The sequence below is a fragment of the Streptomyces antnestii genome, from assembly GCF_004005495.1.
Classification (GTDB): domain Bacteria; phylum Actinomycetota; class Actinomycetes; order Streptomycetales; family Streptomycetaceae; genus Streptomyces; species Streptomyces antnestii.
Genome location: NZ_RZYA01000013.1, coordinates 1 through 24,780, shown reverse-complemented (window position 1 = coordinate 24,780; position 24,780 = coordinate 1). Strand labels below are relative to the sequence as shown.

The following is a 24,780-nucleotide window of genomic DNA, read 5'->3' as shown; positions in this document are numbered from 1 at the left end:
ACCCCGATCGGGATGCTAGAGTTTCACTCGTTGCAAGGGCCTGTGGCGCAGTCTGGTAGCGCACCTCGTTCGCATCGAGGGGGTCTGGGGTTCAAATCCCCACAGGTCCACCGCAATTAAGAGCCCCACCGGATTCGTCCGGTGGGGCTCTTGCCTTTCCCACTCATGGGGCCGTTCATGGCCCGCTCGTGGCCCGCACTTCTGACCCGCACTTCGATGTGCCGCGCGTCACAGGGCCTTGGCGAAGCACCGGCTCAGGTCCGAGAACCGGTAGTGGCCGAACTTGCCGCAGGGCGCGTACCCGCTCGACGTGTAGAGGGAGATGGCCTCCGGCTGCTTGGTGCCGGTCTCCAGGACCATGCGGGTGCGGCCGGTGGTGCGGGCGTCCTCCTCCAGGGCCGCGAGTATGCGGCGGGCGAGCCCGAGCCCACGGGCCTCCGGTGTGACGTACATCCTCTTCAGCTCGGCGTCACCGTCCGCGTATCCCTCGTCGTTCCGCTCCTGCGCGCGCCAGCCGCCGGTGGCGAGCGGGGTGCCCGCGTCGTCGTACGCGATCAGGTAGAGGCCGCGCGGGGCGTCGAACATCGTCGGGTCGAGCGGGGTGGCGTCGCCCTCGTCCCCGTAGCGCTCGGCGTATTCGAGCTGGACGCGGTCGTTGAGCCGGACCGCGTCGGGGTGGCCGAAGGAGACGCGGTGCAGGGTGGGGGCCATGGGCTGAATAGTCATGCGAAGTATCGTATCTCTATGCCGAGTGGGGATCGAGGCTGTCCGTTTAAGTGTGCCGGTATCGTGCCGGGATGCTGACTGTGACGACTGTGAACGTGAACGGCGTGCGGGCCGCCGCCAAGAAGGGCTTCGTGGAGTGGCTGGCCGGGACCTCCGCGGATGTCCTGTGCCTCCAGGAAGTACGGGCCGAGGCGAAGCAGATGCCCGACGAGGTGCGCGAGCCCGAGGGGTGGCACGTCGTCCACGCCCCGTCCAGCGCGAAGGGGCGGGCCGGCGTCTCGGTCTACACGCGCCGCGCGCCGGATCGGGTGCAGATCGGCTTCGGCTCCGAGGAGTTCGACGGGACCGGCCGGTACGTGGAGGTCGACCTGCCCGGCGTCGTCGTCGCCAGCCTCTACCTGCCGTCCGGCGAGGTCGGCACCGAGCGCCAGGACGAGAAGATCCGCTTCATGGGCGAGTTCCTGGCCTACCTGAAGGGGCTGCGCGAGCGCGCCGCCGCCGAGGGTCGCGAGGTGGTCGTGTGCGGCGACTGGAACATCGCCCACCAGGAGGCCGACCTCAAGAACTGGAAGTCCAACAAGAAGAACTCCGGATTCCTCCCCGAGGAGCGGGAGTGGTTCGGCCAGGTCCTCGACGAGTCCGACGGCGGCTACGTCGACGTGGTCCGCAGCCTGCACCCGGACGAGGAGGGCCCGTATTCGTGGTGGTCCTACCGCGGGCGTGCGTTCGACAACGATTCCGGGTGGAGGATCGACTACCAGCTCGCGACGCCCGGGCTCGCGGCGCGGGCGGTCAAGGGATTCGTCGAGCGGGCCGCCACGCATGACGAGCGGTGGTCGGACCACGCGCCGGTGACGGTCGTCTACGAGTAGGCCCTTCGGGCGTGGCGGGCTCGGATCGGCTCGGCTCGGCTCGGTGAGGCGTGGTGGGCGACGCGGTCAGTTGGCCGGTTTCCTGGCCAGCCTGCGGTCCAGGGCCAGTGACAGTTCGGCCTCGACCACGTTCTTGGCGAGTGGGCGCAGGCGCTGGAGGTCCTTTTCTGTGGCGTGGGAGAGGACCAGGTCCGTGAAGAGTTCGGCGAGGTCCTCCGCGTGGGCGCGCACGCGTTTGGCGGCGGAGAGGACGTCGGCGAGCGGGACGCCCTCGCGGACGAGGGCGGCAGACACGTCGAGCAGGCGGCGGCTGACGTGGACGATCTCCTCGCCGTCGACGCCGACGTAGCCGAGGTCCATCGCGGCTTCGAGGTTCTCGGGGGTGACCTGGCCGGCGAAGTAGTCGGCGAGTTCCTCGGGGGTGAGGCGGACGGGGGTCTCCTCGGAGGGTTCGCCGAGGCCGAGGAGTTCGCCGACGTCGCGGCCGCGGTCGAAGGCCTCGGAGAGTTCCGCGATGCCGCTCAGGGTGTGGCCGCGCTCCAGGAGGGCGGCGATGGTGCGCAGGCGGGCCAGGTGGCTCTCGTCGTACCAGGCGATGCGGCCCTCGCGGCGCGGGGGCGGGATGAGCTTGCGTTCGCGGTAGAAGCGCAGGGTGCGCACGGTGATGCCGGCCTCCCGGGCGAGCTCCTCCATGCGGAACTCGCGGGGGCCGGTGTCCTTCGCCGGTGCGTTTCTCACTGCTTCCTTCGCCACGGGGGAAGCCTATGTTGTACCGCCAGTAACTTTGATGGTCTCGACCCCTACCCATGAGTACGGAGCTGCTCTAGTCTCCCCATTGCGCCAGTGTTCACTGGCAGGGTCGCAGGGCTAGGGAGGCGCCGGGATGACTGAGCACGAGCATGAGCACGTACGGGTGGCGGTGATCGGGTCCGGTTTCGGCGGCCTCGGGGCCGCGGTCCGACTGCGGCGCGAAGGCATCACCGACTTCGTGATCCTGGAGCGGGCGGGCGCCGTCGGCGGCACCTGGCGCGACAACAGCTACCCGGGATGCGCGTGCGACGTGCCCTCCCACCTCTACTCCTTCTCCTTCGCGCCCAACGCCGACTGGCCGCGCACCTTCTCCGGCCAGGAGCACATCCGCGAGTACCTGGAGGGCGTCGCCGACACCTTCCGGCTGCGCCCGCACATCCGCTTCGACCACGAGGTGAAGCAGGCGCGCTGGGACGCCGAGAAGCTGTGGTGGGTGGTCGAGACGTCGCAGGGGACGCTCACCGCCGACGTCGTCGTCTCGGCGACCGGGCCGCTGTCCGACCCGAAGATGCCGGACATCAAGGGCCTCGACGCCTTCCCCGGCAAGGTGTTCCACTCGGCGCGCTGGGACCACGACTACGACCTGCGCGGCAAGCGCGTCGCAGTGATCGGCACCGGCGCCTCGGCCATCCAGATCGTCCCGGCCATCCAGCGGGACGTGGCGCAGCTGACGCTGTTCCAGCGCACCCCGCCGTGGGTCATGCCGCGCGCCGACCGCGCCATCACGGGCGCCGAGCGCTGGCTGCACCGCCAGCTGCCGTTCACCACGCAGGCCAGGCGCGGCCTGCTGTGGGGCATCCGTGAGCTCCAGGTGCAGGCGTTCACGAAGCGGCCGAACGAGCTGGGCCTCGTCGAGCAGCTGGCCAAGCGCAACATCCACCGGTCCATCAAGGACCCGGCCCTGCGCGCCAAGCTCACCCCGGACTACCGCATCGGCTGCAAGCGCATCCTGCTGTCCAACGCCTACTACCCGGCGCTCGCGCAGCCGAATGTCGACGTCGTGGCCGCCGGCCTCAGCGAGATCCGCGGCTCCACGCTGGTCGGCTCGGACGGCAGCGAGGTCGAAGTCGACGCGATCGTCTTCAGCACCGGCTTCCACGTCACGGACATGCCGATCGCGGACCGGGTCGTGGGTCCCGAGGGCCACACGCTCATGGACTCCTGGAAGGACGGCATGAAGTCGCTGCGCGGCGCGACGGCGGCCGGGTTCCCGAACTTCATGACCGTGATCGGCCCGAACACCGGTCTCGGCAACTCCTCGATGATCCTCATGATCGAGTCGCAGCTGAACTATCTGGCCGACTACATGCGCCAGTTGGACGTGCTCGGCGGCCGGGTCGCGCTGAACCCGCGCGTCTCCGCGGTGAACGGCTGGAACCGCCGTGTGCAGGACCGGATGGAGCGCACGGTGTGGAGCTCCGGCGGCTGCAGCAGCTGGTACCTCGACGACAACGGCGTGAACACGACGCTGTGGCCGGGCACGACGACCGAGTTCCGGTCCGCCACGCGCCGCGTCGACCTCGGCGAGTACGAGGTGGTCAGGGCGGCGGCGGCCAAGCCGGCCGCGGTGGCGAAGGCACGTACGAAGAAGGGCCGGGGCGACAAGGTGGAGGCGGGAGCGGCATGAGCCGGTTGATGCATGTGACGAGTGGGCCTTATGCGCCGCCGGTCGCGGCGCGGGAGCTGACGGCGGTCTCCGCCGACGGGGCGCGGCTGCACGTGGAGGTGCACGGACCCGAGGGTGCGCCCGCGGTGGTGCTCGCGCACGGGTGGACGTGTTCGACGGCGTTCTGGGCGGCGCAGATACGCTCCCTTGCCGCCGACCACCGGGTCGTCGCGTACGACCAGCGCGGGCACGGCCGCAGCCCCGCGGGGCAGGCCCCGTACTCGACGGACATGCTCGCGGACGACCTGGAGGCGGTGCTCGCGGCGACGCTCGCGCCGGGGGAGAAGGCCGTGCTCGCCGGGCACTCCATGGGCGGCATGACGATGATGGCGGCCTCGCGGCGGCCGGCGTTCCGTGAGCACGCGGCGGCTGTCCTGCTGTGCAGCACGGGCAGTTCGCGGCTCGTCGCCGAGTCGACGGTGCTGCCGCTGCGGGCGGGGCGCCTGCGCACCCGGATCACCACCGCCGTGCTCGGCGCGCGGGCACCGCTCGGACCCGTCACGCCCCTCGGCAAGAAGGTCCTGCGCTACGCGACCATGGGCCCCGGCTCTGCGCCGGACAAGGTCGAGGCGTGTGCGCGGATCGTGCACGCCTGCCCGACCAAGGTGCGGTACCACTGGTCGCACGTCCTCGCCGAGCTCGAACTCGACGAGGGAGTCGCCGCGTTGACGGTGCCCACGGCGGTCGTCGCCGGTACCGCCGACCGGCTCACGCCCGTGGTGCACGCCCGGCGCCTGGCCGCGACACTGCCCAAGTGCGTGGGGCTCACCGAACTCACCGGCCTCGGGCACATGACGCCCGTCGAGGCGCCGGAGCTCGTCACCGAGCGCATACGTGAACTGTCCGCGAACCACGTGGAGATGAAGGGAGCGGCATCCGCATGAGCAGGGTCAGTCTCGAAGGACAGGTCGCGGTCGTCACGGGCGCCGCGCGCGGCGTCGGGGAGCTCCTCGCGCGCAAGCTGGCGGCGCGCGGCGCGAAGATCGCGCTGGTCGGTCTGGAGCCGGACGAGCTGAAGGCGGTCTCCGAACGCCTCGACACGGACAGCGACTTCTGGCACGCCGACGTCACCGACCATGTGGCGATGGCGCAGGTCGCCGAGGAGGTCAAGCAGCGCTTCGGCAAGGTCGACATCGTCGTCGCGAACGCCGGGGTGGCCAACGGCGGCCCCTTCGTCGAGTCGGACCCCGTCGCCTGGCGGCGGGTCATCGAGGTCAACCTGATCGGGTCGGCGGTCACGGCGCGAGCGTTCCTGCCGGTGCTGATGGAGAGCCGCGGCTACCTGCTCCAGATCGCGTCCCTCGCCGCGATCACCCCGGCGCCCATGATGACCGCGTACTGCGCGTCCAAGTCGGGCGTGGAGGCGTACGCGCACAGCCTGCGTGCCGAGGTCGGCTACAAGGGCGTGCGGGTCGGGGTCGGTTACCTGTCGTGGACCGACACCGACATGGTGCGCGGCGCCGACCAGGACGACGTGATGCGGGAGCTGCGGCAGCGGCTGCCGTGGCCGTCGAACAAGACGTATCCGCTGGGCCCGGCCGTGGACCGGATCGTCGCGGGTATCGAGCGGCGCTCCAGCCATGTGTACGCGCAGTGGTGGCTGCGGGGCATGCAGGGGATCCGGGGCTATCTGCCCGGGATCATCGGGGCGGTCGGGCAGCGCGAGATGCGGCGCTTCGAGCCGCGCCTGAGCAGTGTGTCGACCGGGCTCGTGGGGGCGGGGGGCGCCGCCGACGAGTCCGTACGGGGTGGTTGACCGGCGGTTTCGGGAGGCGGGCACGATGCGTTATTGATCGAAATGCGTGGGATGTCCTGGCGTGTAAGTCTGGTCGAGCCCGAACCCCCCTCACCCAATACGGGAGTGAAATCGCATGGGCATGAAGGACCAGTTCCAGGAGAAGGCCGATCAGCTCGCCGAGAAGGCCAAGCAGAAGACGGGTCAAGGCAAGGACGAGGCGAGTGAGCGTGCCTCGCAGGGGCAGGACCGGATGAGCGAGCGTGGGCGTTCGCAGTCCGATGAGGCCCAGCGGAGTGCGCAGGAGGCGCAGGATCGGTTCGATCAGGACTACGACGCCTGACGCTGGCGCTGAGCCTTGCGGATGAGGGTCACCCGGGACGCCGGGTGGCCCTCGTTTTTTGCGTGGCTCGCGCCCTTTGCGTTGGCGCCCGGCGCGTGGGCTGTGCCCACCCGTTCCGCCCCTGGCGAACCAGTTGCCCACAGGGGGAGGCGAGGGAGCGGGTGGGGGAGGGGGCGGACCAGTTGCCCACAGAGGGAGCGGGCTAGCGGGGAGGGAGTTTGGGGCGGGTGTGGTTGGGGGTGTTGGTGTAGTCCGGGGGGGTTTTGGCGGGGGAGGCTACGAGGAGGTCCAGGGCCAGGTAGACCGCGTCGTCGAGTTGGGCGTGGCGGCCCTCGGCCCAGTCCAGGGGCGTGCGCAGGACCTCGATGTCCGGTGCCACGCCCTTGTTCTCGATGGACCAGCCGTACTCGGGGAACCAGGCCGCGTTCATCGGGACCGTGATGACCGTGCCGTCGCCCAGCGTGTGGCGGCCCGTCATGCCGACGACGCCGCCCCAGGTGCGCTGGCCCACGACGGGGCCGAGCCCGAGGAGTTTGAACGCCGCCGTGATCATGTCGCCGTCGGACGAGGTCGCCTCGTCGGCCAGGGCGACGACCGGGCCGCGCGGCGCGTTCGACGCGTACGAGACGGGCTGGGCGTTGCGCGTCAGGTCCCAGCCGAGGATCTTGCGGGTGAGTTTCTCGACGACGAGCTCGCTGATGTGGCCGCCCGCGTTGCCGCGTACGTCGACGATGAGCGCGGGCCGTGACACCTCCATGCGCACGTCCCGGTTGAACTGCGCCCAGCCCGAGCCGCCCATGTCGGGGATGTGCAGATAGCCGCACTTGCCGCCGCTCAACTCCCGTACGACCGCACGGCGTTTGGCCACCCAGTCCTGGTAGCGCAGCGGCCGTTCGTCGATGAGGGGGACGACCGCGACGCGGCGGGACGGGCCCTCGCCCTCCGCCGGCCGGAACGTCAGCTCGACCGTCGTGCCGCCCGCCCCCGCGAGCAGCGGGTACGGCCCGGCCACCGGGTCGACCGGCCGCCCGTCGACATGGGTCAGGACGGCGCCCTCCCGGATGCCGCTGCCCGCCAGCGGCGAGCGCGCCTTGGAGTCGGACGAGTCGCCGGGCAGGACCCGGACGAGCTGCCAACCCCCCTCGCGGTGCACGAAGTTGGCGCCGAGGAGGCCCTGGGCGCGCTGGTAGTGGGGCGGGCCTTCGTTGCGGCGGGCGGCGGAGACGTACGCGTGCGAGGTGCACAGTTCGCCGAGCACCTCGCGCAGCAGGTCGGCGAACTCGTCGGGGGACGCGACCCGTTCGACGAGCGGCCGGTACTGGGCGAGGACCGCGTCCCAGTCGATGCCGCTCATCTTCGGGTCCCAGAAGTAGGCGCGGATGATCCGGCCCGCCTCGTCGTACGCCTGGCGCCACTCGGCGCCCGGGTCCACCTCGTGCAGGATGCGGCGCAGGTCGATCCAGACCGTGGTGTCGCTGTCGCCGGTCTCCGTGGAGGGGACGGCCCGCAGCTCGCCCTCGTCGACGACCACGAGCCGGGTGCCGTCGCCGCTGGGCGCGAACCAGTCGAGGTGGGTGACCAGTTCGGTCTTCTTGCCCTTGGTGAGGTTGAAGTGTTCGAGGGTGGGGCGGCCCGAGGTGTCGGCCGGGTTGACGAACGTCTCGCCGAGCGCGCCGGAGATCGGCCAGCGCAGCCAGACGAGGCCACCGCCCGAAACGGGGTACAGGGCCGAGTACTTGGACGCCGCGACGGGGAACGGCACGACACGTTCCGGCAGGCCCTCGATCTCCACGGTCGGCGCCCCGTCGGCGCCCGAGTCCTCCGTCGGGTCGAGTCCGCCCGCGGCCGTGCGCCCGTGAGGTGAAAGCGCGAAGGGCGAGGGCGTCGCGGACGACAGGGGTACGAGGTACGGGCGGCAGCCGAGCGGGAAGGACAGGTCGCCGGTGTGCACGTCGTAGACCGGGTCGAAGCCGCGCCAGGACAGGAAGGCGAGGTAGCGGCCGTCGCGCGTGAACACCGGGTTCTCGTCCTCGAAGCGGCCGTTGGTGACGTCGATGATCGTGCGGTCCTTGATGCGCGCCATCTTGATCTGGCGCAGGGAGCGCCCGATGCCGGGGTGGGACCAGGTCAGCCAGGCGCCGTCCGGCGAGAACGCGAGGTCGCGCACGGGGCCGTTGATGGAGCGGATCAGTTCGGTTACTTCGCCGGAGGCGGAGGGGGGTTCGGGTGCGGTTTCCTCATGGCCTTCGCCCTCTCCTTTGTTCCCTTCACCAGCTTCCCCTTCCTCCCCTTCCTCCTCCTCCGACGTGTCGATGAGGAGCAGGCGGCCGTCGTTCGAGGCGATGGCGAGGCGTTCGCCGTCCGGGTCGCTGACCATCTCCAGGACCCGGCCGAGCTGCCCGGACGCGAGGCGGCGCGGTTCGCGCTCCCCGCTCGCCCGCGGCAGGTACGAGATCTCGACCGCGTCCTCGCCCTCCGCGTCGGTGACGTAGGCGACCTGTCCGCCGGGGCCGAGCATCTCGGGGAGCCTGACCCGTACGCCCGGGGTGTCCGCGATGGTCCGGGCGGGGCCGTCGCGGTGCGTGAGCCAGTACAGGCTGCCGCGTACGACGACGGCGCTGGCGCGGCCGGTCTCGTCGACGGAGAGCCCGTCGACGTGGTGGGCGGCCGGCACCTGGTAGGGGCGGCGCCCGACGCGCGGGCCGCCGAGGCGCACGTCCAGCTTGCGCGGCACGGAGCCGGCGGCCAGGTCGTCGATGATCCAGAGGTCGCCGGCGCACTGGTAGACGATGCGGGTCCCGTCGCTGGAGGCGTTGCGGGCGTAGAACGCGTCGTGGTCGGAGTGGCGGCGCAGGTCGGAGCCGTCGGGCAGGCAGGAGTACACGTTGCCGATGCCCTGGTGGTCGGAGAGGAACGCGATGCGGCCCGCCACGAACATGGGGGCTTCCAGGTGTCCGTCGAGGTCGGCGACGAGCTGTCGGCCGTGCAGCCACAGGCGGCCCTGGGCGCCGCCCCGGTAGCGCTTCCAGGCGGCCGGTTCGTGCGGGGGAGTGCCGGTCAGGAGCAGGGTTTTGCGCTCGCCGTCGAGGTCGGCGACGGCGATGTCGGAGACCGGGCCCCAGGGCAGCCTGCCGCCGGGCGAGCCGTCGGTGGGGACGTCGTAGGCCCAGGTGAAGTACGAGAAGGGCTGGCCGTGGGAGGCCACCGCGAGGATCACGGTCCGCCCGTCCCTGTCCGGCGGTGTCCAGCCGCGGACCTGGGTGTCCGAGCTGCCCCAGTAGGTGAGGCGGCGGGCGGGTCCGCCGTCCACCGGCATGAGGTAGATCTCCGGATCGAGGCTGCGCCAGGTCGTGTACGCGATGTGGCGGCCGTCGGGCGAGAACCGCGGGTGGCTCACCTTGGTCCGGTCGACCGTGATCCGCCACGCCCGGCCCGGCTGGTCGAGGGGGGCGACCCAGAGGTCGTCCTCGGTCTCGAAGCAGAGCCGGTCCTCGTGCAGATGCGGAAACCGGAGGTACGCGTCGTCGCTCACCTACACATGCTTTTCCGCTCCACGGGCCCCGGCAACTTGTGGGTCGCCCCGTTTTCGCCCGTGGCTTGTGGCACAGGCCACGTACGAAACGGTTTCGTTTCGTTAAGGGCGGTCGTAGAGTACTGGTGTACGAAACCGTTTCGTACGCACTTCCGGACCGGAACAGGAGTGACCCATGGCTGAAGCCGCCACGCCGCGCCGCAGCCGGATCACGCCCGAGCGCGAGGCCGAGCTGTACGGCGCCGTGCTCGAACTGCTTCGCGAGGTCGGTTACGACGCCCTGACCATGGACGCCGTCGCCGCCCGCACCCGGTCCAGCAAGGCCACGCTCTACCGCCAGTGGGGCAGCAAGGCCGAGCTGGTCGTCAAGGCGCTGCGGCATCAGAAGCCGTCGCGGCTCAGCGAGATCGACACCGGGTCGCTGCGGGGCGACTTCCACGCACTGGCCCTGCGCGAGAACGACTGCGAGATGGCTCAGGGATCCGCGCTGATGCGGGGCCTGGCCATGGCCGTGCACGCGAACCCGGATCTCCTGCGGGCCTTTCGCGAGCTGCTGATCGAGCCCGAGATGGAGGAGCTGCGGCACATGCTGCGGCGCGCCGTCGACCGGGGCGAGATCCGGGCGGACAACCCGGCCCTCGACTACGTCCTGCACATGATCGTCGGGGCCTTCGCGGCCCGGACCCTCATCGACGAACAGCCCCCCACCCAGGCCTTCGTCGCCTCGTACATCGACGCCGTGGTCCTCCCCGCTCTCGGCGCCTGACCCCACCCCCGTAAAACCAAGCACCTGACGCGACCGCTCACGTCGTCGGGCTGATTCCTCCTGCCCTGAAGACCCAACGACCTGACCGGGAGTACGCCCTCGTGGCCACATTCCTCTACAAACTCGGCAAGCTCGCCTTCCGCCGAAGGCACTTCGTCGCCCTGATCTGGGTGGCGCTGCTCACCCTCGCGGGGGTGGGCGCCGCCTCCGCGCCCACGGCGGCGTCCAGTTCCTTCTCCATCCCGGGAACCGAGGCCCAGAAGGCCTTCGACCTGCTTGACCAGCGATTCCCGGGCTCCAGTGCCGACGGCGCCACCGCCCGCGTCGTCTTCCAGGCGCCCGCCGGCGAGAAGATCACGTCCGCGGCCAACAAGGCCGAGGTCAGCAAGACCGTCGCCGAGCTCGGCTCCGGCTCGAAGCAGGTGGCCGCGGCCGCCGACCCGTATGCCGCGAGGACCGTCAGCAAGGACGGCACGATCGCGTACGCGTCGGTGTCCTACAAGGTCTCCTCGATGGAGCTGACGGACACAGACCGGGACGCGCTCCAGAAGACCGTCGACGGGGCGCGGCACTCCGGGCTCACCGTCGAGGTCGGCGGTGACGCGCTGCAGGCCATGCCGGAGACCGGGGCCACCGAGATCATCGGTGTGGCGATCGCCGCCGTCGTCCTGGTGATCACCTTCGGCTCGCTCGTCGCGGCCGGGCTTCCGCTGCTCACCGCGCTGATAGGCGTGGGCATCGGCGTCTCGTCGATCACCGCACTCGCGAACGCGCTCGACCTCGGCACCACGACCTCGACGCTGGCCATGATGATCGGCCTCGCGGTCGGCATCGACTACGCGCTGTTCATCGTCTCCCGCTTCCGTGCCGAGCTGGCCGAGGGCCGCGACCGCGAGGAAGCGGCCGGACGGGCCGTCGGCACGGCCGGCTCCGCCGTGGTCTTCGCCGGTCTGACCGTCGTCATCGCGCTCGTCGGACTCGCCGTCGTCAACATCCCGATGCTGACCAAGATGGGCGTCGCGGCCGCCGGTACGGTCGCCATCGCCGTCCTCATCGCACTCACCCTGATCCCGGCCCTGCTCGGTTACGCCGGTAAGCGGGTCCACGGCCGCAAGGCCCGTAAGGCCCTGGCCGCCGAAGCGAAGCCCGGGACGAAGCCTGAGACGAATACGAAGCCCGAGCCGAAGGCGAACATGGGCACGCGCTGGGCGAGCTTCGTGCTGCGCCGGCCCGTGGCCGTGCTGCTCACCGGCGTGATCGGCCTCGGTGTGATGGCGGTGCCGGTGTCCTCGCTGGAGCTGGGCCTGCCCGACGACGGGGTCCAGCCCACCGACACCACGCAGCGCAAGGCGTACGACCTGCTCTCCGAGGGCTTCGGGCCGGGCTTCAACGGGCCGCTGGTCGCGGTCGTCGACGTGAAGCACTCGCAGGACCCGAAGGACGCGGTGGCCCGCGTCGCCAAGGACATCGCGGCGACCGACGGCGTCAGGACGGTCACCCCGGCCGCGTTCAACCAGGCCGGTGACACGGCGACGATCACCGTCGTGCCGTCGTACAAGCCCAGCTCGACGCGGACCGAGGACGTCGTCCACGCCATCCGGGACAAGGGCGCGGACATCAAGGCGGACACCGGGGCCGAGGTCCTGGTCACCGGCACCACCGCCATGAACATCGACGTGTCGCAGAAGCTGAACGACGCGCTCGTGCCGTACCTGGCGCTGGTCGTCGGCCTCGCGTTCCTGCTCCTGATGGTGGTCTTCCGGTCGGTCCTGGTCCCGCTGAAGGCGGCGCTCGGCTTCCTGCTCTCGGTGGTCGCCGCGCTCGGCGCCGTCGTCGCCGTCTACCAGTGGGGCTGGCTCGGCTCACTGTTCGGCGTGGAGCAGACCGGGCCGATCATGTCGATGATGCCGATCTTCATGGTGGGCGTGGTCTTCGGCCTCGCGATGGACTACGAGGTCTTCCTGGTGACCCGCATGCGGGAGGCGTACGTGCACGGGGAGCGGCCCGCGCAGGCCGTCGTGACCGGGTTCAAGCACGGGGCGCGCGTGGTCACGGCCGCCGCCGTCATCATGATCGCCGTCTTCGCGGGCTTCATCGGCTCCAGTGAGCAGATGGTCAAGATGATCGGCTTCGGCCTCGCGATCGCAGTGTTCTTCGACGCGTTCGTGGTGCGTATGACGATCGTGCCGGCCGTCCTCGCGCTGCTCGGGAAGCGGGCGTGGTGGCTGCCGAAGTGGCTCGACCGGATCCTGCCGAACGTGGACGTCGAGGGCGAGGGCCTGCGGGACGCGACCCGCGGGGGCGACGACGCCGCCGCCGACGACGAGGGGGACCGGGAGCTGGTCCGCGTGTGACCGTGAGGTCAGTGAGCCACCGGGGTGGCGGCCGAGTACGTCCGGCGGAGGAAGCGCACCAGCGTCTTCTTGTCGAACTGCACGACCGCCACCCCTTTCGGCGAGTGGAACTCCAGGACGGCCTGGACGCGGCCGCACGGCCAGATGCGGATGTCGCCCACTTCGGTCGGGGCGCGCAGGCCCTCTTCGAGGAGCTCGCGGGTGAAGCTCCAGTCGCCCTCTTCGGGGACGGTGAGGTGGACGCGCCCGTCGTAGCTCAGGACCGCGGGGACGGCCGGGGGCTCGCCGGGGGAGTCGGTGACGATGCGGGCGCGGGCCTTCTGCCAGACGGCGGACATCGGGCACTCCTCACCTTCAGGTGAACGACCTTTACGCGAATGGCCTTCTCGTGGCCTTCTCGCGAGTGACCTTTACGCGAATGCTGTCATCAAATGTCCCACATAAACCACATGAGCGGCTAACTGCTCGTGGGTTAAATGTGTCCGCACCGCTGTTGCAACTAGTTCGCAACAAGGCACTATCATCGAACGGTTCACCGGAAGCCCGTCCCGTGCCGAAGCGGAGCCCTCACCCATGCATGTCCCCGACGGATTCATCAACGCCCCCGTCTCGGCGGCGGCGGGCGTCGTCGCCGCGGGAGCCGTGGCCGTCAGCCTCCGAGGCGCACGGCGCGAACTCGACGAGCGCACCGCGCCCCTCGCCGGCCTCGTCGCCGCGTTCATCTTCGCCGTGCAGATGCTGAACTTCCCCGTCGCGGCGGGCACCAGCGGCCATCTCCTCGGCGGAGCCCTGGCCGCGATCCTCGTCGGCCCCTATACGGGCGTCCTGTGTGTGTCCGTGGTGCTCCTGATGCAGGGCGTGCTCTTCGCCGACGGCGGCCTGACCGCGCTCGGCGTGAACATCACCGACATGGCGATCACCACCACCGTCGTCGCCTACCTCGTCTTCCGCGTCCTCGTGAAGGTGCTGCCCCGCAAGCGCAGCTCCGTCACCGCCGCCTCCTTCGTCGCCGCGCTGCTTTCCGTGCCGGCCGCGGCCGTCGTCTTCACGCTGATCTACGCGATCGGCGGCACCACCGACGTCTCGATCGGCAAGGTCGCCACCGCCATGGTCGGCGTGCACGTCCTCATCGGCATCGGCGAGGCCGTCATCACCGCGCTGACCGTCGGCGCGGTCGTCGCGGTCCGCCCCGACCTCGTGTACGGCGCCCGCGGCCTGAACCGGCCCCTCAAGCTCCGCGTGGGCGGCGAACTGGTCGACGCGGCCGGGACGCCCGCGCCCGCCGCCGTCCGCGGCTCCCAGCGCAAGGTCTGGCTCACCGGCCTCGTCACGTCCCTCGTCCTCGCCGGCTTCGTCTCCTTCTACGCCTCCGCGCACCCGGACGGCCTGGAGAAGGTCGCCCACGACAAGGGCATCGACGCGAAGGCCCGGAAGCACGCCTCCGACGGCTCCCCGCTCGCCGGGTACGGCGTCAAGGACGTGAGCGACGCCCGGCTCTCCGGCGGCCTCGCCGGCGTGATCGGCGTCGGCGTCACCGTCGTCGCCGGCAGCGGTGTCTTCTGGGTCGTGCGCAGGCGCCGCACCGCGGACACGTCCCCGAGTCAGCTCACGGAAACCGTCTGACATGGGCGCCGGACACGCGCACAGGCTCTACCGGCACGGGCACTCGCCCGTGCACACCCTGCCGCCGCACACCAAACTCGCCGCCGTCCTCTGCTTCGTGATCGTGGTCGTCTCCACGCCCCGCGAGGCGATGTGGGCGTTCGCCCTGTACGCGGCCCTGCTCGCGGCCGTCGCGTACGCGGCCCGGGTCCCGGCCGCCTTCCTCCTCAAGCGGCTCCTCATCGAGATCCCGTTCGTGGCGTTCGCCGTCCTCATGCCGTTCGTGGCGCAGGGCGAGCGCGTCGACGTCCTCGGGATGTCCCTCAGCGTCAACGGCCTTTGGGGCGCCTGGAACGTCCTCGCCAAGGGCACCCTCGGCGTCGCCGCGTCCGTCCTGCTCGCCTCCACCACCGAACTGCGCGAACTGCTGCTCGGCCTGCAACGGCTCAAGCTGCCGCCCCTCCTCGTCCAGATCGCGTCGTTCATGATCCGCTACGGCGACGTGATCACCGACGAGATGCGTCGCATGAAGATCGCCCGCGAGTCCCGCGGCTTCGAGGCGAGCGGCGTACGGCACTGGGGCGTCCTCGCCAAGTCCGCGGGCGCCCTCTTCATCCGCTCCTACGAACGCGGTGAGCGCGTGCATCTGGCCATGGTCAGCCGCGGGTACGCCGGATCGATGCCCGTCATCGACGACGTGAGCGCCTCCCGCGCGCAGTGGTCGTACGCCCTCACCCTCCCCTGTGCCGCCCTTGTCGTCTGTCTGCTGGGATGGGTGCTGTGACTGACTTCCCCGAATCCTCCACCGCGTCGCTGGAGGTCAGCGGCCTCGCCTACGCCTACCCCGACGGCCACCAGGCCCTCTTCGGCGTCGACCTCACCCTCGGCCGGGGCGAGCGCGTCGCCCTGCTCGGGCCCAACGGCGCGGGCAAGACGACCCTCGTGCTGCACCTCAACGGCATCCTCACCGGCGGCGCGGGCACCGTGACGGTCGCCGGCCTGCCCGTCGGCAAGCGGCACATGGCCGAGATCAGGCGCAAGGTCGGCATCGTCTTCCAGGACCCCGACGACCAGCTCTTCATGCCGACCGTCCGGGAGGACGTCGCCTTCGGGCCCGCCGCCGCCGGGGTCAAGGGGCCCGAGCTCGAAGCGCGGGTCCACAAGGCGCTGGCCCAGGTCGGCATGGCCGAGTTCGCCGACCGGCCGCCGCACCACCTGTCCTTCGGGCAGCGCCGCCGCGTCGCGGTCGCCACCGTCCTCGTCATGGAGCCCGAGATCCTCGTCCTGGACGAGCCGTCGTCGAACCTCGACCCCGCCTCGCGGCGCGAACTCGCCGACATCCTGCGCTCGTTGGACGTCACCGTCCTGATGGTCACGCACGACCTGCCGTACGCGCTCGAACTCTGCCCCCGCTCGGTGATCCTCAGCGAGGGCGTGATCGCCGCCGACGGGACGACCGGCGACCTCCTCGCCGACGAGGACCTCATGCGCGCACACCGCCTGGAACTGCCCTTCGGCTTCGACCCGAAGTCGGTGAAGGTCACATCGGCATAAGGGCGTTCCGGGAATCCCCCGGTGACCGATGGTGGTTGCACCGATCGTGAGTGACATGAACGGAACGGTGGCCGACGGGTTCGGACCGGTCAGGGACGCGTTCGCGCGCAACTTCGACGTGCTCGGCGAGCGCGGTGCCGGCGTGGTGGTCTACCGCGACGGGCACAAGGTCGTCGACCTGTGGGGCGGCACCCGCGACGTGATCGGCGGAGCCCTCTGGGAGCAGGGCACCGCCCAGATCATGCGCTCCGCCACGAAGGGCGTCGCCGCCGCGGCGCTGCTCCTCCTGCACCAGCGCGGCGAGCTCGACCTGGACGCGCCCGTCGGCTCCTACTGGCCCGAGTTCAAGGAGCACGGCAAGGACCAGGCCCTGGTCCGTGACGTCCTCGCGCACCGCGCCGGTGTCCCCGCGCTCGACCACCCGCTGACCCCCGCCGAGGCCGCCGACCCCGACCGGGGCGCCGCCGCCGTCGCCGCCCAGGCCCCCGCCTGGGAACCCGGCACCGCCCACGGCTACCACGCGCAGACCTACAGCTGGCTCACCGGCGAGCTCGTGCGCCGCGTCACCGGCCGCCGCATCGGGGACTGGATCGCCGAGCACATCACCGGCCCCGCCGGCGCCGACCTCTGGGTGGGCCTGCCCGCCGCCGAGGCCCACCGGGCGGGCCTGGTCGGCCCCGTCGAGCCGCCCGCGACGGCGAACGGGGGCCTGCGCACCCGTCCCAAGCGGAGCGTCTCCGAGGCGCACAACGACCCCGACTCCCTCACCAGCCGCGCCTTCGGCGCCATCCACCCCGCCCCGGACGAGAACGACCCGGCCTACCGCGCCGCCCAGCTGCCCGCCTCGAACGGCGTCGGCACGGCGGACGGCCTGGCCCGCTTCTACGCGTCCCTGATCGGCGAGGTCGACGGCGGCACCCGCCTGTTCACGCCGGAGACGATGGGCAAGGCGCGCGAAGAGGCCTCCGCGGGACCCGACCGCGTCCTCGTCGTCCCGACCCGCTTCGGACTCGGCTACATGCTTCACGGCGTCGCCTCCCCCCTCCTCGGACCTGGTTCCTTCGGCCACCCCGGCCGGGGCGGCGCGCTCGGCTTCGCGGACCCGGAGACGGGGATCGCCTTCGGGTACGTCACGAACGGCATGCAGAAGGGCGTCACCGCCGACCCGCGCGCTCAGGCGCTGGTACGGGCCGTGCGCTCCTCGCTCGCCGGGTAGCCGCCGCTGCCCGCGCCGCCGCCCTTGCCCAGGTACAGCGGGGTGTACGCGACCAGCAGGAGGGCGGCGCCGAGCGGTATCAGGTCCTTGTTGGCATTCGGCAGCAGGGAGCAGGTCAGGACCAGGGCGGGCGCCCACCAGCGCAGGATCCGCAGTGCCGCGAGCCGCCCCACCAGCAGCAGCTGGCCTATGAAGAACAGGGCAGGACCGACCGCGTAGAACGCGAGCGTGACGCCCGGCGCGTCCTGGAAGCTCGACACCAGCTCGGACATCGCCTCGTGGTCGGCCGCGAGGAACCCGGTGACGAGGTCGGCGCCGAACTGCACCGCGAACGCGAAGGCGCCCGCGCACGCCGTCCACAGGCCCGCCGTGGACCACCTGTCGCGCCCCGCCCGCTCCCGCATCGTCACGAACCCCCGTATGAAGAAGGCGAGTCCGGCGACGAAGCACAGATGCCCGGCCGTCCAGGCGAAGCCAGGGCCGCGCGTCCCGTCGAGTCCGTCGAGCGTGCGGATCACGCCGTAGGCGCCGAACAGGACGGGGGCGTAGACGAAGTCACCGCGTGATGGGGTCATGTGATCCATGGTGACCGCGGTGCGGGCCCAACTCGATGGGGAATGACCCTGGTTGGCCCCTGAGGGGGCCCTGGGTGGGTGTCGGGGTAGCGTCGGCGCCGGGGTTCAGGGGGCGAGTGGTTTCTTCTCCCCCAGCCCGCCCCTTCCCGCAGATCTGGGGCTCCGCCCCAGGCCCCGGTCCTCAAACGCCGGACGGGCTGAATGGGGCGGCCGGGTTGAAAGAATGGGCGGCCGGATTGAGAGGAATGGGCGGACGGGTTGAGGACAACGGGGGTCATCCCGACGCGTGGAGCATCAGCCCGATCCCCGCCACCATCAGCCCCGCCGCGACCATCCGCGGCGCCCCGAACCGTTCCTTGAAGAACACCGTTCCGATCGCCGCGCCCACGATGATCGACGACTCGCGCAGCGCCGAGATCGGTGCCAGTGCCGCCCGCGTCTGGGCCCACAGAACGAGTCCGTACGCCGACACGGACAGGGCCGCGCCCAGCAGTCCCGCCGCCGCGAACGGCCTTAGCCGCGCGGTCAGTTCGCCGCGCCACATCCACGCCGCGTACACCGGCACGCCGAGCCCGCCGAGGATCATCAGCCACGCGATGTAGCCGAGCGAGTTGCCGGAGGCGCGTACGCCGAGGCCGTCCACCACCGTGTACGCCGCGATCGAGACGCCCGTGGCGAGGGCCGCGCCGATCGCCGCCCAGTCGGGCCTGCGCCCCGAGCCCCGTATGCCCCACAGGGCGAGACCCGTCAGGCCCGCGCACGAGACCGCGATGCCCGCCGCCTGCCAGCCGTCGGGGATCTCGCCCGCGAACAGCGCCGCGAGCACCGTCACCACGAGGGGCGCCGTGCCGCGCGCGATCGGGTAGGCCTGCCCGAAGTCGCCGAGCTTGAACGACCGCATGAGCAGGGCGTAGTAGGCCACGTGGAGGAGGGCGGAGGCGATCAGGTACGGCCAGGCCGCCGCGTGCGGCAGCGGTACGAAGGGCGCGAGGCCGAGGCCGATCAGCGCGCCGCCGCCGGAGATCAGGGTGAAGCCCACCAGCTTGTCGGTGATGTGGTGGGCGATCGCGTTCCAGCTCGCGTGGGTGACCGCCGCGAGGAGGACGGCCGCCGCGACGAGGGGCGTCACAGATCGGTCTCGCGCACATCCACGAGGGCCGCGCCCGCGTGCGCGATCAGCGACTTGGGGTCCATGGGGAACACGGCGTACGGGGTGCCCGCGGCGGCCCACACGGTGTCGTGGTCCAGGAGCGAGCGGTCGGCGAGGACGCGGGTGCGGGTGCGGTGCCCGAAGGGCGGGATGCCGCCGATCGCGTACCCGGTCGTCTCGCGCACGACGTCCGCCTTGGCACGCGTGACCTTCTCCGCGCCCAGCTCGCGCCGGACCAGGTCCACGTCCACGCGTGACGCGCCGTCCATCAGGACGAGGACCGGCACCCCGTCCGCCGCGAAGATCAACGACTTGCAGATCTGGCTGAGTTCGCAGCCGATCGCGGCGGCGGCCTCCTGCGCGGTGCGGGTCGCCTCCGGGAAGCGGCGGACGAGCGGGATGACGTCGGCGAGGCCCAGGCCGGCGAGGGCCTCGGCGAAACGGGGGTGCGCGGCCTGGGCGCCGTCGTCGGCGGATTCCGGAGTGCTCATCCCGGCACCGTAGCTGTCCGTGTACCCGGCACGCGACCAGGTATCGGCGGCCGCAAGCCGGTCAGGACAAGGCCCCTCAGCTTCCGGCGAGCAGCATCTGCCGCACCACGGGACCCGCCGAGTCACCGCCGTGGCCGCCCGCCTGGACGACCGCCGCCGACGCCAGGTCGCCGCGCCAGGCCGTGAACCAGCCGTTCGGCTTCTTCTGCCCGTCGACCTCCGCCGAGCCGGTCTTCGCGCCCATGTCCGTGCCGAGGCCCGACATCGGCTTGACCGCCGTACCGGCAACGGCCGTGTAGTGCAGCAGGTCGCGCAGGGCGCTCACGGTCTTGGGGGACAGCTTGCGGGAGGCCGTGGCGAGGGTGCGGTGGTCGACGTCGGGCGAGACCAGGTAGGGCTGCCGGAAGACACCCGTCTCGGCGGTGGCGACGACCGACGCCATGTTGAGCGGGTTCATCCGGACGCCGCCCTGCCCGATCAGCGAGGCCGCCATCTGCGCCTGCGTCTGCACGGGTACCGCGCCGTCGAAGCTGGGGACGCCGATCGACCAGTTGTCGCGGCCGAGCCCGAAGACCTCCTGGGCCTGCTTCGTCAGGTCGTCGTCGTGCAGCTTCTTCGCCTGGCTGATGAAGGCGGTGTTGCAGGAGCGCGCGAAGCTGGCCCGGAAGGTGCCGTCCTTGATCTCGAACTTCTGGTCGTTCTGGAACTTCCAGCCGCCGTACGTCACGTACTTGGGGCAGGGGTGCTTCTTGTCGACGCCCGCGAGGTTCTTCTCCAGGAGCATCGACGACGTCACGATCTTCATCGTGGAGCCGGGGGCGAGGGAGCCCTGGAAGGCCGTGTTGTAGCCGCCGGGGCGGGAGTTGGCGATCGCGAGGATCTCCCCGGTCGACGGCTTGATGACGACGACCGCGGCCTTCTCGCGCCCCGCGACCTCGCGCTCGGCGACGGCCTGTGAGGTGGGGCTGATGGTCGTCCGCAGGGTGCCGGGCGTGCCCTTGGAGAGGGTCACCAGCGTCTTGTCGGGGGTGTGTTCGCTCTTCTTGCCGCTGTCCTTGTGGACGACGCGCAGCTCGATGCCGGCGGTGCCGCCCGCCGTCTTGCCGTACTTCTCGCGCAGCCCGTCGACGACCGTGGCCAGCGAGGGGTACTTGGCCGTCGACAGCTCGTTGCCCGCGCGGTCCGTCGCCTTGATCGGCGGGTTGCCGGCCTCGCCGGTGACGAGCCGGTCGCCGTCCTCCTTGAGGTCGGGGTGCACGACGGACGGCTGCCAGCCGACGAGCGGCCTGCCGTCCTTCACCCGCCGCACCACGGTCAGTTCGGACCCGTACGCGAACGGCTTCGTCTTTCCCCCGTACGAGACCGTGGCCGACACGGCGAACGGCACCTTGGCGCCGGTGCGGTGGCCCGGTGTCAGCTTCACGCCGGTCAGATGGGCGTCCTTGGAGTACGAGGTGAGCGCCGCGGTCGCCGCCGGGGCGTCGTCCGTGGCGGCCGCCGCCTTCGCGGTGTCGCCGGCGGCCCACGCGGTCAGGAAGCGGTCGGCGGCGGTGCGGACCTCGGCCTGTGTGACGGGCCCCGTCTTGACGTGCGGCTTGTCGTCGGCGGTGGCCGTCTGCTGCGGGCCGCTGTCTAGGAGGGCGTAGGCGCCGACTCCCGCGCCGAGCACCACGACGGCGACCACTCCGCCTATCACGGCGGCGTTCGCCTTCTTGCGCTCGGAACTTCTGCCTCTGCTGCCCACGGGGTCCTCCGTCGTCGTCCTGTCCGTCCGGGCCGTTCGGTTCGTGGCGGACGGCCCAGACTAAGGCGTCGGAGGAGGTGCCCCCGACGGCGCCTCAGCTACCCGCCCGTAGCACCGCGGCCACGATCGGGCCCGCGGCGTCGCCGCCATGGCCGCCCTCCTCGGTGACCGCGGCGGCCGCGACATCCCCGCGATAGCCGGTGAACCAGCTGTTCGACTTCGTCTGGCCGGTGACCTCCGCGGAACCGGTCTTGGCGCCGATGTCCGGGCCGAGACCCGCCATGACCTGCGCGGCGGTGCCGGCCGTCGCGGTGAGACGCATCATCGACCGCAGCTGGGCGGCGGTGTTCGGGGGCAGCCCGCGGGCGGTGGCGAGCTCCCGGTCGTCGAGGGAGGGCGGCACGATCACGGGCTGGTGGAAGGCGCCCGCCTTCACGGTCGCTGTGACGGACGCCATGTTCAGCGGATTCATCTGGACCCCGCCCTGCCCGATGGCGCCCGCCGCGCGGTCGGGCCCGCCGGACGCGGGGATCGTGCCGTCGGCCGAGACGATGCCTGTCTTCCAGTTGGCCTGGCCCAGGCCGAAGCGGTCCTGCGCCTCGCGCGTCAACGACTCGTCCGTGAGCGGCTGTTCGTCGATGAGCTTCACGAACGCCGTGTTGCAGGACCGCGCGAAACTGTTCGCCAGACTGGCGCCCTCGTCGGCCTTCATCCCAGGCAGGTTGTGGAAGGTCTGGCTCTGCCAGGTCGCGGTGTCGGGGCAGGGCGCAGGGCTGTTCATCGACGCGACACCGTTGTCGATGAGCATGGCCGCGGTGATGATCTTCATCGTGGAGCCGGGGGCCTGCTTGCCCAGGAAGGCGGCGTTGAAGTCGTCCTGACGGTGGTTGGCGACCGCGAGGACCTCGCCCGTGCTCGGCTTGACGGCCACCACGGACGACTCGGCGTAGCTCTTCACGGCCTGCTCGGCCGCCGCCTGCGCTCGCGCGCTGAGCGTCGTGCGCAGCTTGCCCGTCGTGCCCTTGGCCAGCGTGAGCAGCGTCCGCGAGCCCGCGTCCTCGTTCTCGTGCTTGATGTACGTCTCCACGCCCGGCTTGCCGCCCGCCGTGTCCCCGTACTTCTCGCGCAACTGGTCCAGGACCGGCCCGAGCGAGGGGTACTTCTCCTTCGTCAGGACGTTCCCCGAGCGGTCCACGGCCTCGATCGGCGGGGCCTCGGCCTCGCCCGTGACGAGGGTGTCACCGCGCTCCATGTCCGGATGCACGACGGCCGCCTGCCAGTCGACAAGCGCCCGGCCGGTGTTGAGCCCCCGCACAACGGTGAGGGCGGAGTCGTACGCGAGGGTCTTCTTCTTCCCGCCGTACGCGACCGTGGCCTTCACCGTGAACGGGACCCGGGCACCCGAGTGCGCGCCCGCCGTCAGCGTGGTGTGCGTGACGTGCGCGTCGTCGTGCCAGCCGGTCAGCGCCGCGAGCGCCGCCTCCGCGTTGTTCGTGTAGTTCGACGCCGAGTCAGGGTCGTCCTTCGCCCAGGCGGTGAGGAACTTCTGCGACACGTCCTTGATCTCGTCCGCCGTCGGCGGCCCGGTCCTGCGCGGCGCAGGACCCCCCGCCGTCGACGATCCGCCCACTCCCGTCACGGCCGTCACGATGTTGTACGCGCCGTATCCCGCGCCCCCGACCATGATGGCGAACACCCCGCCGATCACAGCCGCCTTGGCCCCCTTGCGCATGCTGCGTCCCCTCCCCAGGTTCCGGGAGGGACTTTAATGCGGCCTTCGGTGTCACACCCACGTATCGAGCCACATCCGTGACTGCCAGGAGTCGAACGGGATGGCGCGACCGGTATAGATCGGCCAGAAGTAGATGAAATTCCACACGATCAGCAGGACGAGCGCGCCCGCGCCCACCGCGCCCACCACCCTGCGCCGCTCACTGGAACCCGGCGGCCCCAGGATCGCGCCGGCCAGCATCGCGACGCCCAGACACAGGAACGGGACGAAGACGACCGCGTAGAAGAAGAAGATCGTGCGTTCCTGATAGTTGAACCACGGCAGATATCCGGCCGCGACCCCGCACGCGATCGCGCCCGCCCGCCAGTCACGGCGGAAGAACCAGCGCCACAGCAGATACAGCACGGCGAACGCCGCGGCCCACCACAGCAGCGGGGTGCCGAGCGCCAGGACCTCACGGGCGCACTTGTCGCCCGCGCCCGCCGGGCAGCCGTCCTTGCCGGGCAGCGGGGACTCGTAGAAGTACGAGACCGGCCTGCCGTCGACGAGCCAGCTCCACGGGTTCGACTGGTAGATGTGCGGGGAGCTGAGCCCCACGTTGAACTTGTAGACCTCGTGCTCGTAGTGCCACAGGCTGCGCACCCAGTCGGGGAACAGCCAGGTCCAGGACCCGCCCCGGCCGTCGGTCGCCGCCCAGTTGCGGAAGTAGCCGCCGGTCCCGTCGGACGGCGACAGGATCCAGCCGAGCCAGGACAGGACGTACGTGGCGACCGCGACCGGCACCGTCGACAGGAACGCCCAGCCGAGATCCCGCCTGGCCACGGCCGCGTACGGCCGGCTCGCCCCGGCGACGCGGCGCGCGCCGACGTCCCACAGGACGGTGAGGACACCGAACGCGGCCAGATAGATGAAGCCGTTCCACTTCGTGCCCGCGGCGAGACCCAGGCACAGGCCGGCGAGCAGCCGCCACGGGCGCCATCCCAGACGCAGCGTCTCGGCGATGTGCGCGTCGGGGCGCGGCACGCCGTCCTCGCCCCGCGGCAGCGCGGCGGCCAGCTTCCCGCGCGCCGCGTCCCGGTCCACGAGCAGGCAGCCGAACGCGGCGACCACGAAGAACACGAGGACCGAGTCGAGCAGCGCCGTCCGGCTCATCACGAACGCGAGTCCGTCCACGGCGAGCAGCAGTCCGGCCAGGCAGCCCAGGAACGTCGAGCGGAAGAGGCGGCGCCCGATGCGGCACACCATGAGCACGCACAGCGTCCCGAGCACCGCCGTCATGAACCGCCAGCCGAACGGGTTGAACCCGAACAGCCACTCGCCGATCCCGATCACGTACTTGCCGACCGGCGGATGCACCACGTACGCGGCGTCGTGCGGGAGCGGCACATGGCCGCCCGTCTTGAGGACCAGGTCGTTGGCGTTCTTGTCCCAGTTGACCTCGAAGCCGCGGTGGATCAGCGCCCACGCGTCCTTCGCGTAGTACGTCTCGTCGAATATCACGGCCTTCGGGCTGCCGAGATGCCAGAACCGCATCACGCCCGCGACCAGCGTCACCAGGAGCGGACCGAGCCAGCCGGACCAGCGCGTCACGGTGCGTGCGGCGCCGTCGGACAGACCGAGCGTCCCCCACAGCCGCGACGACGGGGGCGCGTACGGCGGCACGAGCCGCGTGCCCACGTCGGCTCTCGGCCGCGCCAGATACCCGAACCGCCGCAGCCGGCGCTCCCACGTCGACGGCTGCCGCCCTTCGCCGGGGGCCGGCGGGGCGCTGGTCGAGGGCGAGGACGGCGAGGACGCGGTACTGGTCACCGCGCCATCGTAGGGAACGCGACTGTGCGCGGGGGCGTCCGGCCGTTCCCCGTGTCCCGTCGGCGGCCCGCCGCAGTCGACGCCCAGGGGCGGGACGTGTCGG

Annotated in this window: 21 protein-coding genes and 1 tRNA gene; 12 read left to right on the top strand and 10 right to left on the bottom strand. The window is 71.3% G+C overall.

The window, feature by feature from the left end:
* The first annotated feature begins 36 nt into the window (after nt 1-36).
* Nucleotides 37-110: transfer RNA gene (locus EOT10_RS24960), tRNA-Ala, on the top strand.
* 118 nt (nt 111-228) lie between these two features.
* On the opposite strand, the gene EOT10_RS24955 is transcribed toward EOT10_RS24960, so the two are convergent.
* Nucleotides 229-726 carry a GNAT family N-acetyltransferase gene (locus tag EOT10_RS24955; protein ID WP_127830572.1) on the bottom strand — a complete coding sequence of 166 codons (498 nt, stop codon included), beginning with the start codon at nt 724-726 and terminating at the stop codon, nt 229-231.
* 71 nt (nt 727-797) lie between these two features.
* On the opposite strand from EOT10_RS24955, the gene EOT10_RS24950 reads away from it, so the two are divergent.
* A complete protein-coding gene (locus EOT10_RS24950) occupies nt 798-1,598 on the top strand; it encodes an exodeoxyribonuclease III (protein WP_189492047.1) in 801 nt (266 codons plus the stop codon).
* A 66-nt stretch (nt 1,599-1,664) separates the two neighbouring features.
* Here EOT10_RS24950 and EOT10_RS24945 read toward each other — a convergent pair whose 3' ends face one another.
* Complete coding sequence (locus tag EOT10_RS24945; RefSeq protein WP_127830733.1) at nt 1,665-2,291, bottom strand: MerR family transcriptional regulator; 627 nt, start codon at nt 2,289-2,291, stop codon at nt 1,665-1,667.
* Between the two features lie 190 nt (nt 2,292-2,481).
* Here EOT10_RS24945 and EOT10_RS24940 point away from each other — a divergent pair, with 190 nt between their 5' ends.
* From EOT10_RS24940 to EOT10_RS24925, 4 genes are all read left to right on the top strand, one after another.
* Nucleotides 2,482-4,035, top strand: coding sequence for a flavin-containing monooxygenase (locus tag EOT10_RS24940; protein ID WP_127830570.1), 1,554 nt, complete (start codon nt 2,482-2,484; stop codon nt 4,033-4,035).
* Nucleotides 4,032-4,958: an alpha/beta fold hydrolase gene (locus tag EOT10_RS24935; RefSeq protein WP_127830569.1), complete on the top strand. Its 927-nt coding sequence runs from the start codon at nt 4,032-4,034 to the stop codon at nt 4,956-4,958. The genes EOT10_RS24940 and EOT10_RS24935 overlap by 4 nt, the downstream gene beginning before the upstream one ends.
* Nucleotides 4,955-5,830: an SDR family oxidoreductase gene (locus EOT10_RS24930; RefSeq protein WP_127830568.1), complete on the top strand. Its 876-nt coding sequence runs from the start codon at nt 4,955-4,957 to the stop codon at nt 5,828-5,830. Before EOT10_RS24935 ends, EOT10_RS24930 begins: the two co-directional genes overlap by 4 nt.
* Before the next feature lie 115 nt (nt 5,831-5,945).
* Nucleotides 5,946-6,152, top strand: a complete 207-nt coding sequence (locus EOT10_RS24925; protein ID WP_127830567.1) for a hypothetical protein — start codon at nt 5,946-5,948, stop codon at nt 6,150-6,152.
* Nucleotides 6,153-6,354: 202 nt separating this feature from the next.
* Here EOT10_RS24925 and EOT10_RS24920 read toward each other — a convergent pair whose 3' ends face one another.
* A complete protein-coding gene (locus EOT10_RS24920) occupies nt 6,355-9,684 on the bottom strand; it encodes a S41 family peptidase (protein WP_127830566.1) in 3,330 nt (1,109 codons plus the stop codon).
* A gap of 175 nt (nt 9,685-9,859) precedes the next feature.
* On the opposite strand from EOT10_RS24920, the gene EOT10_RS24915 reads away from it, so the two are divergent.
* The gene (locus EOT10_RS24915; RefSeq protein ID WP_127830565.1) at nt 9,860-10,450 is read left to right on the top strand and encodes a TetR/AcrR family transcriptional regulator; all 591 of its coding nucleotides are present in this window, start codon (nt 9,860-9,862) and stop codon (nt 10,448-10,450) included.
* A gap of 101 nt (nt 10,451-10,551) precedes the next feature.
* Entirely contained in the window at nt 10,552-12,804 is a 2,253-nt protein-coding gene (locus EOT10_RS24910) for an MMPL family transporter (RefSeq protein WP_127830564.1), read from the top strand.
* Between the two features lie 8 nt (nt 12,805-12,812).
* Here the strand turns inward: EOT10_RS24910 and EOT10_RS24905 are convergent, their stop codons facing one another.
* Nucleotides 12,813-13,142, bottom strand: coding sequence for an SsgA family sporulation/cell division regulator (locus tag EOT10_RS24905; protein ID WP_127830563.1), 330 nt, complete (start codon nt 13,140-13,142; stop codon nt 12,813-12,815).
* Between the two features lie 235 nt (nt 13,143-13,377).
* Here EOT10_RS24905 and EOT10_RS24900 point away from each other — a divergent pair, with 235 nt between their 5' ends.
* The 4 genes from EOT10_RS24900 to EOT10_RS24885 are packed head-to-tail and all read left to right on the top strand — an operon-like array spanning nt 13,378 to nt 17,176.
* On the top strand, nt 13,378-14,427 hold the full coding sequence (locus EOT10_RS24900) for an energy-coupling factor ABC transporter permease (RefSeq protein WP_127830562.1): 1,050 nt from the start codon (nt 13,378-13,380) through the stop codon (nt 14,425-14,427).
* A 1-nt stretch (nt 14,428) separates the two neighbouring features.
* Complete coding sequence (cbiQ, locus tag EOT10_RS24895) at nt 14,429-15,190, top strand: cobalt ECF transporter T component CbiQ (protein ID WP_127830561.1); 762 nt, start codon at nt 14,429-14,431, stop codon at nt 15,188-15,190.
* Complete coding sequence (locus EOT10_RS24890; RefSeq protein ID WP_127830560.1) at nt 15,178-15,960, top strand: energy-coupling factor ABC transporter ATP-binding protein; 783 nt, start codon at nt 15,178-15,180, stop codon at nt 15,958-15,960. The genes cbiQ and EOT10_RS24890 overlap by 13 nt, the downstream gene beginning before the upstream one ends.
* Nucleotides 15,961-16,015: 55 nt before the next feature.
* On the top strand, nt 16,016-17,176 hold the full coding sequence (locus EOT10_RS24885; RefSeq protein ID WP_127830559.1) for a serine hydrolase domain-containing protein: 1,161 nt from the start codon (nt 16,016-16,018) through the stop codon (nt 17,174-17,176).
* Here EOT10_RS24885 and EOT10_RS24880 read toward each other — a convergent pair.
* From EOT10_RS24880 to EOT10_RS24855, 6 genes are all read right to left on the bottom strand, one after another.
* Complete coding sequence (locus EOT10_RS24880) at nt 17,134-17,751, bottom strand: hypothetical protein (RefSeq protein ID WP_189492044.1); 618 nt, start codon at nt 17,749-17,751, stop codon at nt 17,134-17,136. The genes EOT10_RS24885 and EOT10_RS24880 overlap by 43 nt on opposite strands.
* 274 nt (nt 17,752-18,025) lie before the next feature.
* Nucleotides 18,026-18,880 (bottom strand): DMT family transporter, encoded by an 855-nt coding sequence (locus EOT10_RS24875; RefSeq protein ID WP_127830558.1) that lies wholly within the window; start codon nt 18,878-18,880, stop codon nt 18,026-18,028.
* A complete protein-coding gene (locus tag EOT10_RS24870) occupies nt 18,877-19,392 on the bottom strand; it encodes a YbaK/EbsC family protein (protein WP_127830557.1) in 516 nt (171 codons plus the stop codon). The genes EOT10_RS24875 and EOT10_RS24870 overlap by 4 nt, the downstream gene beginning before the upstream one ends.
* Nucleotides 19,393-19,468: 76 nt before the next feature.
* Nucleotides 19,469-21,136 (bottom strand): penicillin-binding transpeptidase domain-containing protein, encoded by a 1,668-nt coding sequence (locus EOT10_RS24865; RefSeq protein ID WP_127830556.1) that lies wholly within the window; start codon nt 21,134-21,136, stop codon nt 19,469-19,471.
* Between the two features lie 94 nt (nt 21,137-21,230).
* Nucleotides 21,231-22,868, bottom strand: a complete 1,638-nt coding sequence (locus tag EOT10_RS24860; RefSeq protein ID WP_127830555.1) for a penicillin-binding transpeptidase domain-containing protein — start codon at nt 22,866-22,868, stop codon at nt 21,231-21,233.
* 51 nt (nt 22,869-22,919) lie between these two features.
* Nucleotides 22,920-24,677, bottom strand: a complete 1,758-nt coding sequence (locus EOT10_RS24855) for a dolichyl-phosphate-mannose--protein mannosyltransferase (RefSeq protein ID WP_127830554.1) — start codon at nt 24,675-24,677, stop codon at nt 22,920-22,922.
* Nucleotides 24,678-24,780: the final 103 nt, after the last annotated feature.

Coding starts and splice junctions, on each gene's coding strand:
- EOT10_RS24955 (WP_127830572.1), bottom strand. CDS start 726: ATGACTATTCAGCCCATGGCCCCCACCCTGCACCGCGTCTCCTTCGGC.
- EOT10_RS24950 (WP_189492047.1), top strand. CDS start 798: ATGCTGACTGTGACGACTGTGAACGTGAACGGCGTGCGGGCCGCCGCC.
- EOT10_RS24945 (WP_127830733.1), bottom strand. CDS start 2,291: ATGGAGGAGCTCGCCCGGGAGGCCGGCATCACCGTGCGCACCCTGCGC.
- EOT10_RS24940 (WP_127830570.1), top strand. CDS start 2,482: ATGACTGAGCACGAGCATGAGCACGTACGGGTGGCGGTGATCGGGTCC.
- EOT10_RS24935 (WP_127830569.1), top strand. CDS start 4,032: ATGAGCCGGTTGATGCATGTGACGAGTGGGCCTTATGCGCCGCCGGTC.
- EOT10_RS24930 (WP_127830568.1), top strand. CDS start 4,955: ATGAGCAGGGTCAGTCTCGAAGGACAGGTCGCGGTCGTCACGGGCGCC.
- EOT10_RS24925 (WP_127830567.1), top strand. CDS start 5,946: ATGGGCATGAAGGACCAGTTCCAGGAGAAGGCCGATCAGCTCGCCGAG.
- EOT10_RS24915 (WP_127830565.1), top strand. CDS start 9,860: ATGGCTGAAGCCGCCACGCCGCGCCGCAGCCGGATCACGCCCGAGCGC.
- EOT10_RS24905 (WP_127830563.1), bottom strand. CDS start 13,142: ATGTCCGCCGTCTGGCAGAAGGCCCGCGCCCGCATCGTCACCGACTCC.
- EOT10_RS24900 (WP_127830562.1), top strand. CDS start 13,378: ATGCATGTCCCCGACGGATTCATCAACGCCCCCGTCTCGGCGGCGGCG.
- cbiQ (WP_127830561.1), top strand. CDS start 14,429: ATGGGCGCCGGACACGCGCACAGGCTCTACCGGCACGGGCACTCGCCC.
- EOT10_RS24890 (WP_127830560.1), top strand. CDS start 15,178: ATGGGTGCTGTGACTGACTTCCCCGAATCCTCCACCGCGTCGCTGGAG.
- EOT10_RS24885 (WP_127830559.1), top strand. CDS start 16,016: ATGAACGGAACGGTGGCCGACGGGTTCGGACCGGTCAGGGACGCGTTC.
- EOT10_RS24880 (WP_189492044.1), bottom strand. CDS start 17,751: ATGACCCCATCACGCGGTGACTTCGTCTACGCCCCCGTCCTGTTCGGC.
- EOT10_RS24870 (WP_127830557.1), bottom strand. CDS start 19,392: ATGAGCACTCCGGAATCCGCCGACGACGGCGCCCAGGCCGCGCACCCC.
- EOT10_RS24860 (WP_127830555.1), bottom strand. CDS start 22,868: ATGCGCAAGGGGGCCAAGGCGGCTGTGATCGGCGGGGTGTTCGCCATC.